The organism is Actinomycetota bacterium (genome assembly GCA_014360645.1).
GTDB lineage: Bacteria > Actinomycetota > Geothermincolia > Geothermincolales > RBG-13-55-18 > Solincola_B.
The window spans coordinates 116661-132197 of the sequence record JACIXD010000008.1; the positions used below are offsets into that span (position 1 = coordinate 116661).

The 15537-nt window shown below is 65.6% G+C and carries 11 protein-coding genes; all 11 read left to right on the forward strand.

Annotation, left to right across the window (positions count from 1 at the left end):
- The first annotated feature begins 754 nt into the window (after positions 1 to 754).
- The 11 genes from H5T74_08830 (at position 755) to H5T74_08880 (ending at position 15278) form a co-directional block, all read left to right on the forward strand.
- Complete coding sequence (locus H5T74_08830) at positions 755 to 1348, forward strand: sigma-70 family RNA polymerase sigma factor (GenBank protein ID MBC7230477.1); 594 nt, start codon at positions 755 to 757, stop codon at positions 1346 to 1348.
- A 6-nt stretch (positions 1349 to 1354) separates the two neighbouring features.
- Positions 1355 to 3088: a hypothetical protein gene (locus H5T74_08835; protein ID MBC7230478.1), complete on the forward strand. Its 1734-nt coding sequence runs from the start codon at positions 1355 to 1357 to the stop codon at positions 3086 to 3088.
- 294 nt (positions 3089 to 3382) lie between these two features.
- Positions 3383 to 3610 carry a twin-arginine translocase TatA/TatE family subunit gene (gene tatA / locus H5T74_08840; GenBank protein MBC7230479.1) on the forward strand — a complete coding sequence of 76 codons (228 nt, stop codon included), beginning with the start codon at positions 3383 to 3385 and terminating at the stop codon, positions 3608 to 3610.
- A gap of 75 nt (positions 3611 to 3685) precedes the next feature.
- Complete coding sequence (tatC, locus tag H5T74_08845; GenBank protein MBC7230480.1) at positions 3686 to 4444, forward strand: twin-arginine translocase subunit TatC; 759 nt, start codon at positions 3686 to 3688, stop codon at positions 4442 to 4444.
- Positions 4445 to 4592: 148 nt separating this feature from the next.
- Complete coding sequence (locus H5T74_08850; GenBank protein MBC7230481.1) at positions 4593 to 5441, forward strand: formate dehydrogenase accessory protein FdhE; 849 nt, start codon at positions 4593 to 4595, stop codon at positions 5439 to 5441.
- Between the two features lie 415 nt (positions 5442 to 5856).
- Entirely contained in the window at positions 5857 to 6429 is a 573-nt protein-coding gene (locus H5T74_08855) for a twin-arginine translocation signal domain-containing protein (protein MBC7230482.1), read from the forward strand.
- 48 nt (positions 6430 to 6477) lie between these two features.
- On the forward strand, positions 6478 to 9303 hold the full coding sequence (locus tag H5T74_08860) for a molybdopterin-dependent oxidoreductase (GenBank protein MBC7230483.1): 2826 nt from the start codon (positions 6478 to 6480) through the stop codon (positions 9301 to 9303).
- A gap of 1 nt (position 9304) precedes the next feature.
- Complete coding sequence (locus H5T74_08865; protein MBC7230484.1) at positions 9305 to 10222, forward strand: 4Fe-4S ferredoxin; 918 nt, start codon at positions 9305 to 9307, stop codon at positions 10220 to 10222.
- Between the two features lies 1 nt (position 10223).
- On the forward strand, positions 10224 to 11543 hold the full coding sequence (gene rsxC / locus H5T74_08870) for an electron transport complex subunit RsxC (GenBank protein ID MBC7230485.1): 1320 nt from the start codon (positions 10224 to 10226) through the stop codon (positions 11541 to 11543).
- 17 nt (positions 11544 to 11560) lie between these two features.
- Positions 11561 to 12508: an RnfABCDGE type electron transport complex subunit D gene (locus H5T74_08875; protein ID MBC7230486.1), complete on the forward strand. Its 948-nt coding sequence runs from the start codon at positions 11561 to 11563 to the stop codon at positions 12506 to 12508.
- 370 nt (positions 12509 to 12878) lie between these two features.
- Positions 12879 to 15278 carry an HAD-IC family P-type ATPase gene (locus H5T74_08880; GenBank protein ID MBC7230487.1) on the forward strand — a complete coding sequence of 800 codons (2400 nt, stop codon included), beginning with the start codon at positions 12879 to 12881 and terminating at the stop codon, positions 15276 to 15278.
- Positions 15279 to 15537 lie beyond the last annotated feature (259 nt).

A 15537-nucleotide genomic window follows, 5' to 3' on the forward strand; every position in this document is an offset into this window, starting at 1 on the left:
GGCTCGGGAGACGGGGTCCGCCGGTTCGTTCCGCGGGCGGGAGCGGAAGCGGGAAAGGTGTCCGGAAGAAAGACGCGGGAAGACGGGGCGTAGAGACCCGCACCCTCCAAGCGTTGTGATAAACGAAGGCCGAAGAGGGAAAGGAAACGAGAGGCATGGAAGAACCAGGCAGGGAGAGAGACTGCATCATCAACCAGCGTTACCGACGCACGTCCGTCCTGCGCGCCCTGTACGAGAGCATGGGCGGGGCGGCCAACGGTAATGGACCCCGGCCCGCACCCGGCGCGTCCGGAGGGGTGGCTTCCGGGAGCGAGGGGAGCGTCGGGGCGGCCGGCGGAAACGGCGTGGAGGGGGTGAGACGGCATCCCGGCGCCCCGATGGCGGGAGAACGCGACGAGGAGGAAGAAGATGGAGGCGTCCTCGCTGGCATCGAGGTCCGGAGGGCTCTGCGAGACGGTGCGGACCCCGGAAGCCCGCGGACAAGCACAATCCCCGTCGCGGAGGTGTCGGTACGAGGCTCTGGCGGGTGACCGGCGGCGTATGCGCATGCCGCATGCGCGTTGTCTCACCCCGGACCGCGGTACCGCAGTGCGGGCCTCCGTGATGCGGAGGGGAGCGCGGGGAATATATAATCCGGAATATGGACACGCCTCTTCCATGACCCGCTGGCAAGCAGGGGTCCCGGGAAAATCGGCTGCACGGCGCATGGAACCGTTCCGGGCGCAAGGCAGAGGAAGCGGAAAGAGAGAGGGGTATGCTGGCGCTGCTTGTGTCCCTTGCCCTGGAGCGCATGGAGCCGGAGAGGGAACGGGAGCTGGTGGAAAGGGCACGCTCCTCCCCCGAGGCTTTCTCCGAACTCTACGAACACTACATGCCCCTGATCTACCGCTATCTCATGAGGAGGGCGGGGAACGCGGAGACCGCGGAGGACCTCACCGCCACCACCTTCGAGAAGGCGCTGCGCCACTTGGAGAGATTCCAGTGGAAACAGGTATCTTTTTCGGCCTGGCTGTACCGCATCGCCACCAACTGCCTGGTGGACCACTACCGGCGCGAGGGAAGGCACCGCGAGGCCTCCCTGCAGGACGTGGAGGGGGTGCTCAGGTCTCCCGTGGGGGCGGGCGAGGAGGAAACGGAGAGGGTGGCGTTGCTCATGGAGCTGGTGCGGCGACTCCCCCTCTCCTACCAGCACGTCCTGGCGTTGAAGTTCTACCAGGGTCTGGATCACGACGAGATGTGCGAGGTGCTCGGGGTGAGCAGGAAGACCTTGAGCATGAAGATATACCGCAGCCTGCAGGCGTTGCGTAAGGAGGCCGCGGAGGCGGGGCTGCTCGAGGAAGGGATGTGAGGCGGCTTGAGGGCGAGGATCAAGGCGGAGCTCATCGCCGGCGCTCTGGAACGGGGCGAGCCGAGCGAGGCGGTGTCCCAGGATCCCGAGCTAAGGGAACTGGAGCGGCTGGCCTCTCTGCTCGCGGTGGTCTCCCGGTCCGAGCCGGAGCCGTCGCGGGAGGCGCTTGCGCGAATGCGGGAGAGAGTCGAGGAATGCCAGCGTGGTGTCGCGGAGGAGAGGAGGGCTAGGGAGAGGGACCCCGCCCGTCGCGTGCAGGTCGCGGAGCCCTGGCGCGCGTCCTACGGGATGCTGACGGCGGCGGCGGTCCTGGCGGCGGTCCTGGTGGTGTCCTCGGTGCTGCTGACAGGTCCGGGAATGGTGATAGTCCCGCCCGCCCTGGAGCTTGCCGAGGCCGAGGCGTGGGTTTTCGCCACCGCCGGCGTAGAGATAAGGCCGCCGGGCGGGGAATGGTCCCAGGTATCGCCTCCCTTCGTGATGCAGGCCGGGAGCTCCCTTCGCATTCCCCGGGGCGTAAGGGCGGAGGTGGCCTTCGGGGGACGCGACCTGGCGCGCCTGGAATCCGGCAGCGAGGCCGACGTGGTTGCGGTGGCGGAGACCGGGATCTCGGTGCAGCTTCGCCAGGGCAGGGGCTATTTCCGCGCCGAGGGCACTCCCCTGCGGGTTTTCGGAGGTGGGCTGCAGGCGGAGGCGCGCGGTACCGTATTCGACCTCGACCTGAGGGGTCCCGACCCCGTGCTGCTGGCGCTCGAGGACGAGGTGGCGGTGGAGATCCTGCAGGGAGGGACGGGCAGCCTGGTGGTGGCGGAGGGGGAGGTCTTCGCCCTGCCCGACCTTTTGGGAGAAGGGGATCCCGCGGCGCTGGTCGGGGAGACGGGGCCGGAAAGACTGCTCGACGAGTGGCTGCTCTGGAACCGCCTCATCGACCGGCAAAGGGGTTGGAGCGTGGGCGTGCTCTCGGACGTGGAGGGTTCGGTCGCGGGGTGGCCGGCTATCGCGGAGCTGGGATCGGATGACGGGCGGCAACCGGCTCCCGCTCCCCCGCCGGATGGGGACGGCGGGGAGGACGGTCAGGACGGGGGGCAGGACGGAGAGGAGAGAAAACCCACCCTCTCCCTGCAGGGGACGGTGCAGGGTTCCGGCGTCGCCCTCTCCTGGGAGGTAAGGGACGGCACGGCGCAGGAGTTCATCCTCCTGCGCGCCGAGGGAAGAGAGCCCGCCTATCCCGGGGACGTGCTTGCCCGCCTGGCGGGCGGCGCGAGGAGCTACCTGGACTCGAGGGTGGAGCCCGGGGTCTCCTATATCTACCGGGTCGCAGTGCGATATGGAGGCGGCATCGTCTACAGCAACGGCGTCAGGCTTTCCATCCCCGCGGTCAAGCCGGCGATCGCCCTGAGCGGCAGGGTCATCGACGGAGGAGGGGGGAGGCCGGTGATCGAGCTGACCTGGCACGTGGATGGAGACCCGCGGGCGGAATCCCACGTGTTGGTAAGAGGGCTGGGGGAACAGAACCCGCAATATCCTCCCTTTGGAAACATGCTCTCCTGGAGTTTCCCGGCCGGCAGCAGCGACTATAAATATATAGATGATGACCTGTACATGGGCTACACGTACAACTATCGCATCTACGCCGTCAGGGACGGAAACGTGGTCCTGCAGTCCAACCTCGTTTCCGTTTACGTGGACACCTCGGTGCTCCTCAAGGGAGGTGAGGCCGCCGGCTCGTCCGGTTCCCGGTAAGGGAGGCCATAATACCCGCCGCGATAAAGGGTGTCGGTCGAGGGAAAGGGCTTTGAGGAGGTTGCAGATGATACTCACCTTGCCCCGAACAACCGTTGCCGGCAAAGGATATCGCGCGGGAGGGGCGATCGATCGCGGGGAGTCCCGGCGTTCGTCCGGGGTCCGGTAGCGTTTCGTTGACTATCAACCTGGCGGAGTCTAAACTGTTTTAACGTGCCGTTTAGGCGGTTTGACGGCGCGGCGCCGCAAGGCCCGCGGCCGATCTCCATAAGCGAGGAAAGGAGGGTGAGGTAAATGCTCGCGCTGTTTCAGAGCTTCGGCCTTCCCGAACTGGGCGTCATCCTTCTCATAGCGCTCATCATCTTCGGGCCGGCGCAGCTCCCCAAGATAGGGCGCTCCGTGGGTAAAGCCATCCGGGAGTTCAGGGAATCCAGCTCCGAGGTATCGAAGGCCATACAGGAAGGCATAGAGGGCGGCGACGAGGAGAAGAAGAGCAAGAAGAAGGCGGAAGAGGACGAATAGACGGTCTCGCTCACGCCGGCTCTCAGTCTGCACCTCACGCGGCAACTCCCATCTCCCGTCACACCGGAGGCTGTATTGGCCGACCGCAAGATGACCATCATCGAGCACCTCGAGGAACTGAGGAGGCGCATCATCGTCATGCTTCTGTCCCTCGGGGTGGCGGTATGCGTGGGTTACGTTTTTTCCTGGGACATCCTCGATTTCCTCAAGCGGCCGGCCGCCAGGGCGGACATCCCCCTGAACCTTTACTACCAGACGGTGCTCGAACCCTTCATGGTGCGCTTCAGGATCGCCATGTACGCGGCCATCGTGCTGGCGCTTCCCGTCATCCTCTACGAGGTCATCGCCTACATCGCCCCGGCGCTGCGCAAGCGCGAGAAGCGCTTCATGTACACCGCCCTTTTCTTCATCATCGTCTTCTTCCTGGGCGGAGTGGCCTTCTGTTATGCGTATATCCTTCCCGTGGGCCTGAAGTGGCTGACGGGCCAGGCAGGAGGGAGGATAAGCCCGGTGCTCATGGCGGGCCAGTACATCAGCCTGGTGGCGCTGCTCATGGTGGCGGTGGGCCTATCCTTCGAGACTCCCCTGGTGGTGTGGTTGGTGGTGCGCCTGGGGATCGTCACCCCGCAGAGGTTGCACAAGAACTGGCGTTACGCGGTGGTCATCATCCTCTGCTTCGCCGCCCTCATCACCCCCGACTGGAACCCCATCACCATGATGCTGGTGGCGGTGCCCATGTTCTTCCTCTACGAGGGGAGTATACTCTTCGCCATGCTGGGAAGGAGGGGGGCAGAGAGACGGAAGGAGGCCCTGGAGGAGGAGTCGGAGGAGTAACATGCCCTCGCGACCTCGATGCCGCTGGGCCGTATGGCAGGTGGAAGGTACTGCAGTATTTGAGATAGGCGTGAAAGCCGGCACATAAAGGAGGTAGGTCAACATCGGCGATTTCAACCTGAAGCAGCGCAAGATCAACAAGAGCCTGGTGACCCGCACGGCCAGGTCGTACGTGGCGTCAAATCCCCGGCTCAAGGGAGTGATGGGGCTGTACCGCGAGGTGTTCTCGGTGCAGCGCAGGCTCTCGCAGCGCATACCCGACCGGCTGCCCCACCTCGAGGAACAGCAGGCGCACAAGCTCATCGAGGAAGGCAAGCCGCTCATCGAGACCGGGGAGATGGCCGTGGATGTCGCCCTGGCGGAGGAGCTGATGAGGGAACTGGCGGAGGTGCTGAGGAAAAAGAGCGAGTCCTCCCTCGAGAACCTGGACGCGTTCCTCTCCCGCGAGCTGGACGGCGAGGGGCTTCGCGCTCTCATCGAGGCCTTCCTGGAGCGTGACGACGAGGAGTTCCTGCGTCTGGCGGAGGGCTATTCGCTGGAGCCCGCGGTGCTCTACATGCTGGTGCATATGACCATGGCGCCGTTTTTCTGGAAGGCAGCGGGCGCCATGGCCCGCAAAGCCGACCTCGACCAGGTTCCGAGGGGACGGTGCCCGGTATGCGGCGACCTGCCCATCATGGGTTTCCTGCGCTCGCAGGACGGCCTGCGGGTCCTGGAATGTTCCCTGTGCGGGTCGCGCTGGGGGATCCCGCGCATCATGTGCCCCTTCTGCATGAACATCGACCAGGGAAAGCTGAAGTACATCTTCGTGGAGGGCGACGACAGGAAAAGGGCATACCTTTGCGAGAAGTGCGGCAGGTACCTCAAGGTGTCCACGGCGCCGGGAGAGCGGGACGAGGAGTTCGTCATCCCCCTCGAGGACCTCGCCACCGCTCATCTAGACCTGGCGGCGGAGGAAAAGGGTTACGAGCGCGGCTGCCGCACGGTGTTTTCTTGAGATCCAAAAGAGCAACCGCATCTCGTGCCGCTGCCCGCGGGCCGCGCGCTCCGGTTGCGGAAACAAGTTGCCTTACGGTGAAATTCGATAGTATAATGCTCCCGATTTGATGTCAGTTTGATCGAGGGTCATGCCGAGGGCCCGGAAGGGCCGGGATCGAACGGCAAGGGAGGTCTGAAAAGCCAGGCCAGTGCTGCATGTATGTCCTGGCGGGTGGATCATAGAGGTTAAGCGCCGTTCCAGACGGTGATAAACCGCTTTTATCCGTTCCTTGAAAATCTGGTGGGCTTCCGGCGCGCATGTGGGGAAATCAAATCCCGTGCGGGTTTTATATATATATATGCGTAATGCACAGTATGCAGTATAGTCGCTTTTTTGGAGGTACAGGATTCGACCTAGGAAAGTGGGGGGAAGTATGGAACTTTCGCGAAGAAGTTTCCTCAAGCTGTCGGGCGCCGGCATAGGCGTCACCGCCCTCGCCCAGCTCGGGTTCTCCACCACCGCCCTCGCCGCTGCCGAGGAGCTTCGCATCAGCGAGGCCAGCGAGAGCACCACGGTATGCCCCTACTGCTCCGTGGGCTGCTCCGCCATCGTCAGCGTGAAGGATGGCAAGGTGGTGGGCTTGGAGGGCCTTCCAGACAGCCCCGTGAACCGGGCGAGCCTCTGCTCCAAGGGGCAGTCCATCTACCAGATCGCCAACAACGACCGCCGGCTCACCAAGGTGCGCTACCGCGCCCCCGGGGCCACGGACTGGGAGGAGAAGACCTGGGAGGAGGCCATCCCCAGGATTGCCCGCCTCATCAAGGACACCCGAGACGCCACCTTCGTGGAGACGGAGGAGGTGGACGGGAACAAGGTCACGGTGAACCGCTGCGAGGGCATCGCCCAGCTGGGAGGGGCAGCCCTGGACAACGAGGAATGCTACCTGGCCGTCAAGTTCGCCCGCGGCCTCGGCCTGGTGTACATCGAACACCAGGCCCGTATATGACACTCGGCCACAGTCGCCGGTCTCGGCGGCACGTACGGCCGGGGAGCCATGACCAACCACTACATCGACCTCAAGAACGCCGACGTTTTCATGATCTGCGGCGCTAACCCCAGCGAGAACCATCCCGTCTCTTGGCGGTGGATGGAAAAGGCTAGGGAGGAGCGCGACGCCAAGATCATCGTGGTGGACCCGCGCTTCACCCGCTCCGCGGCGCGCGCGGACCTCTTCTCCTTCATCCGCCCCGGCACCGACATCGCCTTCTTCGGGGCGCTGATCAAGTACGCCATCGACAAGAACTACATCAACTGGGAGTACGTGCAGAACTACACCAACGCCCCCATCCTGGTCAACCCGGACTTCAAGGGGCCCGGTGAGCTGGACGGCTACTTCAGCGGCTACGACAAGGAGAAGAGGAAGTACGACACCAAGACCTGGACCTACCAGGCCGGCCCCGACGGCAACCCCGTCCGGGTACAGCTCATCCCCATCGCCGAGGACCCGACCTTCCCAGGCAGGGGGGTGCCCACCGGCCCCAAGGACTCCAACGGGAACTACATCCCCAACGACGACGCGGCCATCGCGGGCTCCGTTTTCGCCAAGCTCAAGGAGCACTTCTCCCGCTACACCTACGACGGGCCCGACAGCGTGGTGGCCAAGGTCTGCGGCATGGATCCCGCCAAGTTCAAGGAGATCGCCGAGTGCTACTGCGGCATCACCTGCAAACGGGAGAAGAGCGGCAACCTCATGTACGCCATGGGGCTGACGCAGTTCACCTTCGGGACGGAGAAGATACGCACCTTCGCCATCCTGCAGGCGCTGCTCGGCAACACCGGCATGCCCGGCGGGGGCATCAACGCCCTGCGCGGGGAGTCCAACGTCCAGGGCTCCACGGACTTCGCGCTCCTCTCCCACATCCTCTGCGGGTATATGACCGTGCCCAACTCGAGCGACCACCCCGACCGCGGCAAGTACCTGGAGAAGACAACCCCCAAGGTGGGCATCTGGACCTGGCAGCCCCGCTTCTTCAACAGCTACCTCATGGCCTACTACGGCCCCTATGCCAAAAAGGAGGGGCTGGACAAGGCCTACGAACTGCATCCCAAGGTGAAGAAGGGCAAGAACTACACCCATATCGCGCTCTTCGAGGACATGTACGCGGGCATCATCAAGGGCCTCATCGCCTGGGGGCAGAACCCGGGGGTCGGTGGACCCAACTGCAACCTGGAGTACGCCGCCATGGACAAGCTGGACTGGCTGGTGGCCGCGGACCTCTGGGACACCGATAGCATGAACTTCTGGCGCCGCCCCGGGGCCGACCCCAAGGCCATCCAGACCGAGGTGTGGGCGCTTCCCGCCGCCTCCTCGGTGGAGAAGCCGGGGTCGGTCTCCAACTCCGGAAGGATGGCCCAGTACCGTTGGAAGGCGGTGGAGCCCCCCGGGGACGCCATGCCCGACGCCTTCATGATCCACCAGATCATGAAGGCGGTAAAGGAGCTCTACCGCGCCGAGGGAGGCAAGGGCAAGGAGAGCATATCCGAGCTCTTCTGGGCCTACGACGAGGACGAGCACGGCGATCCCGACCTGGACCAGGTGCAGATGGAGATCAGCGGATTCACCTGGCCTGAGGGCGAGTTCAGCTGGGACAAGGCCTTCGAGAAGCCGGTCTTCGGCTTCGGATCCCTAAAAGACGACGGCTCCACCGCCTCCGGCAATTGGATCTACTGCGGGCAGTGGGCGAGCGACGCCGACGTGGAGACCGCGGCCAAGATCCTGGGCATCGACGGCCAGCTCCCCAAAGGGGATGATGGCAAGGTCAAGATACCCCGCTCCAAGCAGGCCAAGGAGTGGAACGGCATTCCCTTCAACAAAGGGCAGTGGCACTTCCAGAAGACCCCCGTCTACTGGCTGGGCAAGGACGGGCAGACCATCTACACCGACAAGGACAGCGCCCCCGCCGACGCCAGGAAGATCAACGTGGGCACCTACCCGGTGTGGGCCTGGGCTTGGCCCCTCAACCGGCGCATCATCTACAACCGCAATTCGGTTGACTGGTCGGGCAAGCCCTTCGCCCCGGACAAGGCCCTCTTCACCTTCAAGGACGACGACAACCTGGGGATGAAGAACGACGTGCCCGACTTCTACACCCAGCCGAGCACCGACCCCGCTTTCCCGCCGGAGCTGGTGGGCAAGGCCACCATGCGCACGCGCTCGGGGGCCAACTCCTTCTTCATGAACCGAGAGCCGGGCGCCCTGGTGGCGCGCCTGTTCTCCAACTCCCTGGCGGAGGGCCCCTTCCCCGAGCACTACGAGCCCCGAGAGAGCCCGGTCAAAAACATGCTCTCCAGCGTGCAGAACAACCCGGCCATCGTGCTGGAATGGCCCTCGGCCAAGGAGGAGCCGGAGAAGTGGGGCTTCGCCGAGGTAGGCGATCCCAGGTACCCCTACGTGTGCACCACCTATCGGGTCACCGAGCACTGGCAGGCGGGCCAGATGACCCGCAACAACTCCTGGCTGTGTGAGGCCATGCCCGAGAACTTCATCGAGATCTCGGTGGAGCTCGCAGATGAGCTGGGGATCAAGAAGGGCGATCTGGTGGAGCTGGAGAGCGTGCGTGGAAAGGTGCAGGGGGTGGCGGTGGTGACCACCCGACTGAAGCCCCTGGAGATCGGGGACAACGGCAGCACCAGGAAGGTGCACGTGGTGGGGATGACCTGGCACTACGGGTTCATCGGCCTGGCCACCGGCGGCCCGGAGAGAAACGGCATCTCCAAGAAGAACTACGCCGCCAACCAGCTAACCCCCCACGTGGGCGATCCCAACACCACCATCCCCGAGTACAAGGCGTTCCTCGTGAACCTGAGGAAGGTGAAGTGATATGGCTAACCCGACGGACAAGGCGATCCTCTTCGACGCCAGCAAGTGCACGGGGTGCCGCGCCTGCCAGGTGGCCTGCAAGAACTGGAACCAGCGCACCTACACCAGGACGGACTGCGACGGCACCTACGAGAACCCCCTGGAGCTCACCGCTCAGTGCTGGATGCGCATCCTCTTCAACGAGCCCGAGAAGCGCCCGGCCTCAGACGACGAGCTCTACTGGTACTTCACCAAGTACCAGTGCATGCACTGCACCGACGCCACCTGCGTGAAGGTGTGCCCCTCCGGGGCTACCAAGAAGCACAAGGTCTCCGACGACGACCCCGAGCCCTGGCTGGTCAAGACCGACCCCAAGCAGTGCATAGGCTGCAACTACTGCGTGGCCACTTGCCCCTTCCAGGCCTGCCGCTACGACCAGGCCGAGAAGGCCATCGACCGCTGCGTGCTCTGCTTCGACCGCATCACCCAGGACCCCGGGGCCTTCCCCACTCCGGAGCAGGCATCCCCGGACCTGGACAAGGCCCCCGACCCGGTGCCCTCGCGCAACCGCCCCGCCTGCGTGCAGACCTGCACCTCCGGGGCCCTGGACTTCGGCACCCGGGAGGAGATGGTTAAGAAGGCCGAGGAGCGCGCCGCCTTCCTCAAGAGCGAGCGCGGGGTCCAGAAAGCCCAGGTCTACGGACTGGACCAGGTGGGCGGCCTGCACTACATCTACGTGCTCGAGGACGACCCCGCCCTCTACCGTCTACCGGCCAAGCCCTCGGTTCCCGCCGGGGTCACGGTGTGGGAGACCCTGGTCAAGCCCGGCGCTCCCTGGGGCGGCCTGGCCTTGGTGGGCTTGGCGGCCGCGGCCGGCGTGGGCTACGTGATCAACAAGCGCAACGAAGGCCTGGAGCGAGAGGCAGGAGGGGGTGAATAGCATGGCTGAACTCAAGACCTTCAAGGGCGGCATCCATCCCCCTTACAACAAGGAGCTGGCCTCGGGCAAGGCCATAAAGCGCGCCCCCGTGCCCTCCCGGGTGGTCATCCCCCTGCAGCAGCACATCGGCGCCCCCAACGAGCCCCTGGTCAAGGAGGGGGACCGCGTGGAGGTGGGCCAGAAGATCGGGGCCTCCGAGGCCTTCGTCTCCGCCCCCGTGCACTCCTCGGTGGCGGGGACGGTCAAGGAAATCGCCGAGGTGCCCAACTTCACCGGCGCCAGGGTGCGCAGCGTGATCATCGAGGCCGACTCCTCCCAGCCGGAGTTCGAGAAGAAGCCCGGCAAGGACCTCGAGTCCCTCACCGCCGAGGAGATCCGGGAGATCGCCCGCGAGGCGGGGCTGGTGGGCATGGGAGGAGCCGCCTTCCCCACCCACGTGAAGCTAACCCCGCCCGCCGACAAGCCGGTGGACACGGTGATCATCAACGCCTGCGAGTGCGAGCCCTTCCTCACCTGCGACCACCGGCTGATGCTCGAGCGCCCCGAGGACCTGGTGGCAGGCGCCCGCCTGCTCAAGACCGCGGTGGGGGCGGGCAAGGTGATCATCGGGGTGGAGGCCAACAAGATGGACGCCGTCGACGCCCTGCGCTCCAAGGCCTCCGGCCTCTCCGACGTGGAGGTGGAGATACTGGAGGTCAAGTACCCGGAGGGAGCGGAGAAAATGCTCATCTTCGCCCTCACCGGCCGCAAGGTGCCTCCGGGCAAGCTGCCCAGCGAGGTTGGCTGCCTGGTGCAGAACGTGGGCACCGCGGTGGCCCTCTTCGAGGCGGCGGCCTGGGGCAAGCCCCTCTATGAGAGGGTACTTACCGTCACCGGGCCCGGAGTGCGGGAGCCCGCCAACCTGCTAGCGGCCATCGGCACCCCCATCTCCGCCCTTCTGGACGCCTGCGGGGGGCTGGTGGGCAACCCCGTCAAGCTGATCATGGGCGGCCCCATGACCGGATGGGCGCAGTCCGACACCTCCGCCTCGGTGGTCAAGGGCACCTCGGGGGTGGTGGTGCTCACCTCCGACGTGGTGGACCTGGGCGAGGAGGGGGAGTGCGTGCGCTGCGGCAAGTGCCTGGAGGCCTGCCCCATGTTCCTCTCCCCCAACTTCATCGTGCAGACGGCCCGCCGGGGGCAGTGGGACAAGGCGGAGATGTGGGGAGCGCTGGACTGCTTCGAGTGCGGCTGCTGCTCCTTCTCCTGCCCCGCCTACATCCCCCACGTGTCCTACGTGCGCAAGGCCAAGGCCGAGATCGCGGCCCTGAAGAAGAAGTGAAGAGGAGGCGATAGATTATGGCTCTTGAGAACCTGGTCGTAACCCCGCCCCCTCACCTGAGGAGCAAGGAGCAGACGGCGGTGGCCATGCGCGACGTGCTTATAGCGCTGGCCCCGGTGACCGTGGCCGCCCTGGTGGCCTTCACCTATAACGCGCTGTTCAACATCGCCCTGGCGGTGGGCTCCTGCATGTTCTTCGAGTGGGCGGTGCGCAAGGCGCGCAAGAAGAAGGTCAACCTGGCCGACGGCAGCGCGGCGGTGACGGGGCTGCTCTTAGCCCTGCTCTTCCCGGCGCGCATCCAGTGGCTCAACCTCATCATCGCCTCCTTCGTGGCCATCGTGGTGGTCAAGGAGCTCATGGGGGGCCTGGGCCGCAACCTCTTCAACCCCGCCCTCTTCGGGTTCGTGTTCGCCCTCACCTGCTCGGGGCTGCTGGCCTCCTGGACCGGGAGCCTGGGCTTCCTCAAGGCGGGCTATGACGGCGTGCAGTCCGCCACCCCCCTGGTCTACATCAAGCAAGGCCTGGAGAGCTCCGGACCCTCCTACCTCGCCCTGCTCTTCGCCAACTTTGGCGGGGCTATCTCCGAGGTGGGGGCCTTCTGGGTGCTGTTGGGCGGCGCCTACCTCCTCTACCGCAAGGTCATCGACTGGGTCATCCCGGTGACCATCCTGGCCACGGTGTTCGTCCTCGCCTACATCGTGGGCTCGGACGGGGTCTACAACATCCTGGCCGGAGGGGTCATGCTGGGGGCCTTCTTCATGGCCACCGACTGGGTCACCAGCCCCATGAACACCTGGGGACAGGTGGTCTACGGCCTGATCATCGGGGTGTGCGTGGTGATCATCCGCGTCTTTTTGGCCCCGGCGGGAGCGGTGGCCTACTCCATCCTCATCGGCAACGCCTTCGTCCCTCTGCTGGACACGGTGTTCAAGCCCAAGAGGTTCGGGGAGGTGGCGGCGGCCTAGCGCTGCGCTGGTTGTAAACCGTGTTCGGCGGGCCGGGGAAACCCGGCCCGCTTTTATTGCGGCCTTTCATGTTATCATTACTCGAGATCATCGCCCGAGGTCCTGAAAGCGGGCTTCGCCGCACAGGGCGGCGGTTTCGCGCGGGAAGGAGTCGGGCCCTTCCTCTCGGGGTGTAGTTGTTGCGGGAAGCGCAGGTGCCGGTCCGAGGACGGCCGATCCTCACCCCGACAGAGGATGGCGCGTGGCGGTAAACGTCGGGAGGACGTCGGCGGGGAAGGGCACGGGAAAAGAGAGAGAAACGGAGGGAGGGCGCTCTTTGGCTTCACGGGAACCTACCCGCCCCGATTCCGGCACCGGGTCTCTGTTCTCTATGCCGACGGAGGTCGTGACCGGCGAGCTGGGACCATCCTATCCAGAGCGCGGGCTCACCTTCGACGAGGTGAGGGAGCGCGTGGAGCGGGGCGAGACCAACGCAGTGAAAGAGAAGAGCAGCCGCTCCCTTGCCTCCATCATCCGTGTGAACGTCTTCAACCGCTTCAATGCCATCCTGGGCATTCTGGCGGTGGTGGTCCTGGTCATCGGGCCTTGGCGCGACGCGCTTTTCGGCATGGTGCTGGTGTTCAACACCCTGATCGGGATAGTGCAGGAGCTGCGCGCCAAGTGGACCCTGGACAGGCTTACCCTGCTCAGCGCGCCCAGGGCCAGGGTGGTGCGCGAGGGTGAACTCCTGGAGGTGCCCCGGGAGGAGGTGGTGCTGGACGACCTCCTGGAGCTACAGGCAGGCGACCAGGTGCTCGTGGACGGCGTGGTCCTGGCCTCCGAGGGCCTGGAGGTCGACGAATCGCTGCTTACGGGGGAGTCGGTGCCCGTGGCCAAGAGGCCCGGGGATACCGTGCTCTCGGGGAGCTTCGTCTCCTCGGGCGCGGGCAGGTTCAGGGCCACGGCGGTGGGGGAGAACGCCTATGCCAGGAGGCTGGCGGCGGAGGCGAAAAAATATGCCCTGGTGCAGTCAGACCTCCGCGACGCCATCAACACCATCCTGCGCTACATAACCTATGTGATGATCCCCGCGGCGATACTGCTGGCCGTGAGCCAGATGCTCACCCATAGCGACTTCGACGACTCCATCCTGGCCACGGTGGCCGGCCTTGTGGGCATGGTTCCGGAGGGGCTGGTGCTCCTCACCAGCCTGGTGTTCGCGGTGAGCGCGGTGGCCCTGGCGCGCCGCAGGGTGCTGGTGCAGGAGCTGCCGGCGGTGGAGGGACTGGCGAAGGTGGACGTGATCTGTCTGGACAAAACGGGAACCCTCACCGAGGGGTCCCTGGAGTTCACCGGCCTCCTGCCGCTGGACGGAGAGGAGGGCCTGGCGGAGGCGCTGGGAGCCTTCGCCGCCTCGGCGCCCTCGGAGAACGCCACCATCGCCGCCCTGGCCGCGGCGTTCCCTCCCCCGGAGGGAGATGGATGGCGGGTGGAGGAGACGGTCCCGTTCTCCTCGGCCTGGAAATGGAGCGCGGCATCCTTTTCCGGAGGAGGCACCTGGGTGCTCGGGGCACCGGAGGTGCTCCTGCAGGGGCTCACCCGCGAGGCGGAGCTCAGGGGGCGTGCGGATGAGATCGCGGCCTCCGGCAAGAGAGTGCTCCTCTTCGCGCGCGCGCGGCGGGCGGCGTCGGGAGAAGCGAGGCCCGAGGGGGTGGAGCCCGCGGCTCTGCTGGTTTTCGAGGAGAAGGTGCGCCCGGATGCCGCCGACACCCTGGAATATTTCCGGAGGCAGGAGGTGGGGATAAGGGTGATCTCCGGCGACAACCCCCGCACCGTGGGCGCGGTGGCGGAGAGGGTGGGGGTGCCGGGGGCCGACGATCCCGTGGACGCGAGGGAGCTTCCGGAGGAGAAGGAGGCGCTGGCGGGGGTGCTGCGGAAAAAGACGGTATTCGGGCGCGTGGTGCCGGAGCAGAAGCGCCTCATGGTGCATGCCCTGCAGCATGCCGGACACGTGGTGGCAATGACCGGGGACGGGGTCAATGACACCCTGGCCCTCAAGGACGCGGACATGGGCATCGCCATGGGGTCGGGGGCGCCTTCCACAAAGGCGGTGGCCCAGCTGGTGCTCCTGGACGGGAGGTTCTCCACCCTGCCGGGCGTGGTGGCGGAGGGGAGGAGGGTGATGGCCAACATGGAACGGGTCGCCAATCTCTTCCTGACCAAGACGGTGTACGCCGCCATGCTGGCCGTCGGCGTGGCCCTCCTGGCCTGGGAATACCCCTTCCTTCCCCGGCATATCTCCCTGGTGGGTTCGCTGACCATAGGAATCCCCGCCTTCGTCCTCTCTTTCGCGCGCAGCAGGCAGCGTTACCGCCCGGGGCTGCTGAGGAGGGTACTGCTCTTCGCTGTGCCCGCCGGTTTCATCGCCGGGGCGGCCACCTTCACCGGCAACGCCATGGCCAGGAGCAACGGCGTCAGCCTGGAGGAATCCCGCACCGTGGCGGTGGTGGTGCTCACCATCGTGGGCCTGGCGGTGTTGGCTTACCTCTCGCGACCGCTTTTATCCTGGCGGGGCGGACTGCTGGCGGCCATGGCCGGCGCCTTCGTGGGGGTGCTCGCCATCCCATGGTTCCGCGAGTTCTTCCAGCTCCACCTGCCCCGCATCGTCGTCCTGTTGCAAGCCCTAGGCGTGGCGGCGGTCTTCTCCCTCCTCCTGGAGCTGGCGGGACGTTACATGCGGAGGTATATCGGCGGGGCGAAGGCTTTTTCCCGCGCTGCCGGGCCGCGGTAGCCGTAAAGGGTGAAGTCTCTCACCGCGCCCGGGAGGGATTGGAGATACCGGAGAGGGAGGACGGCCTCCTACCCTTATTGCCCGCGGATTCCCATGCCGGCCATTTAGTTTGGAGTGGAGATACCGGAGAGAGGGGATGCCTCTCTGCCGCTTCCCTGGAAAGGCGAGGGAGGAGGGCGCGAACTGCCCATCCCCGGACTTCCGGAATCCGCCCGTCTCCCGTCCTCCCGGAGGTGACGGGCACGCATCCGCCGGGATG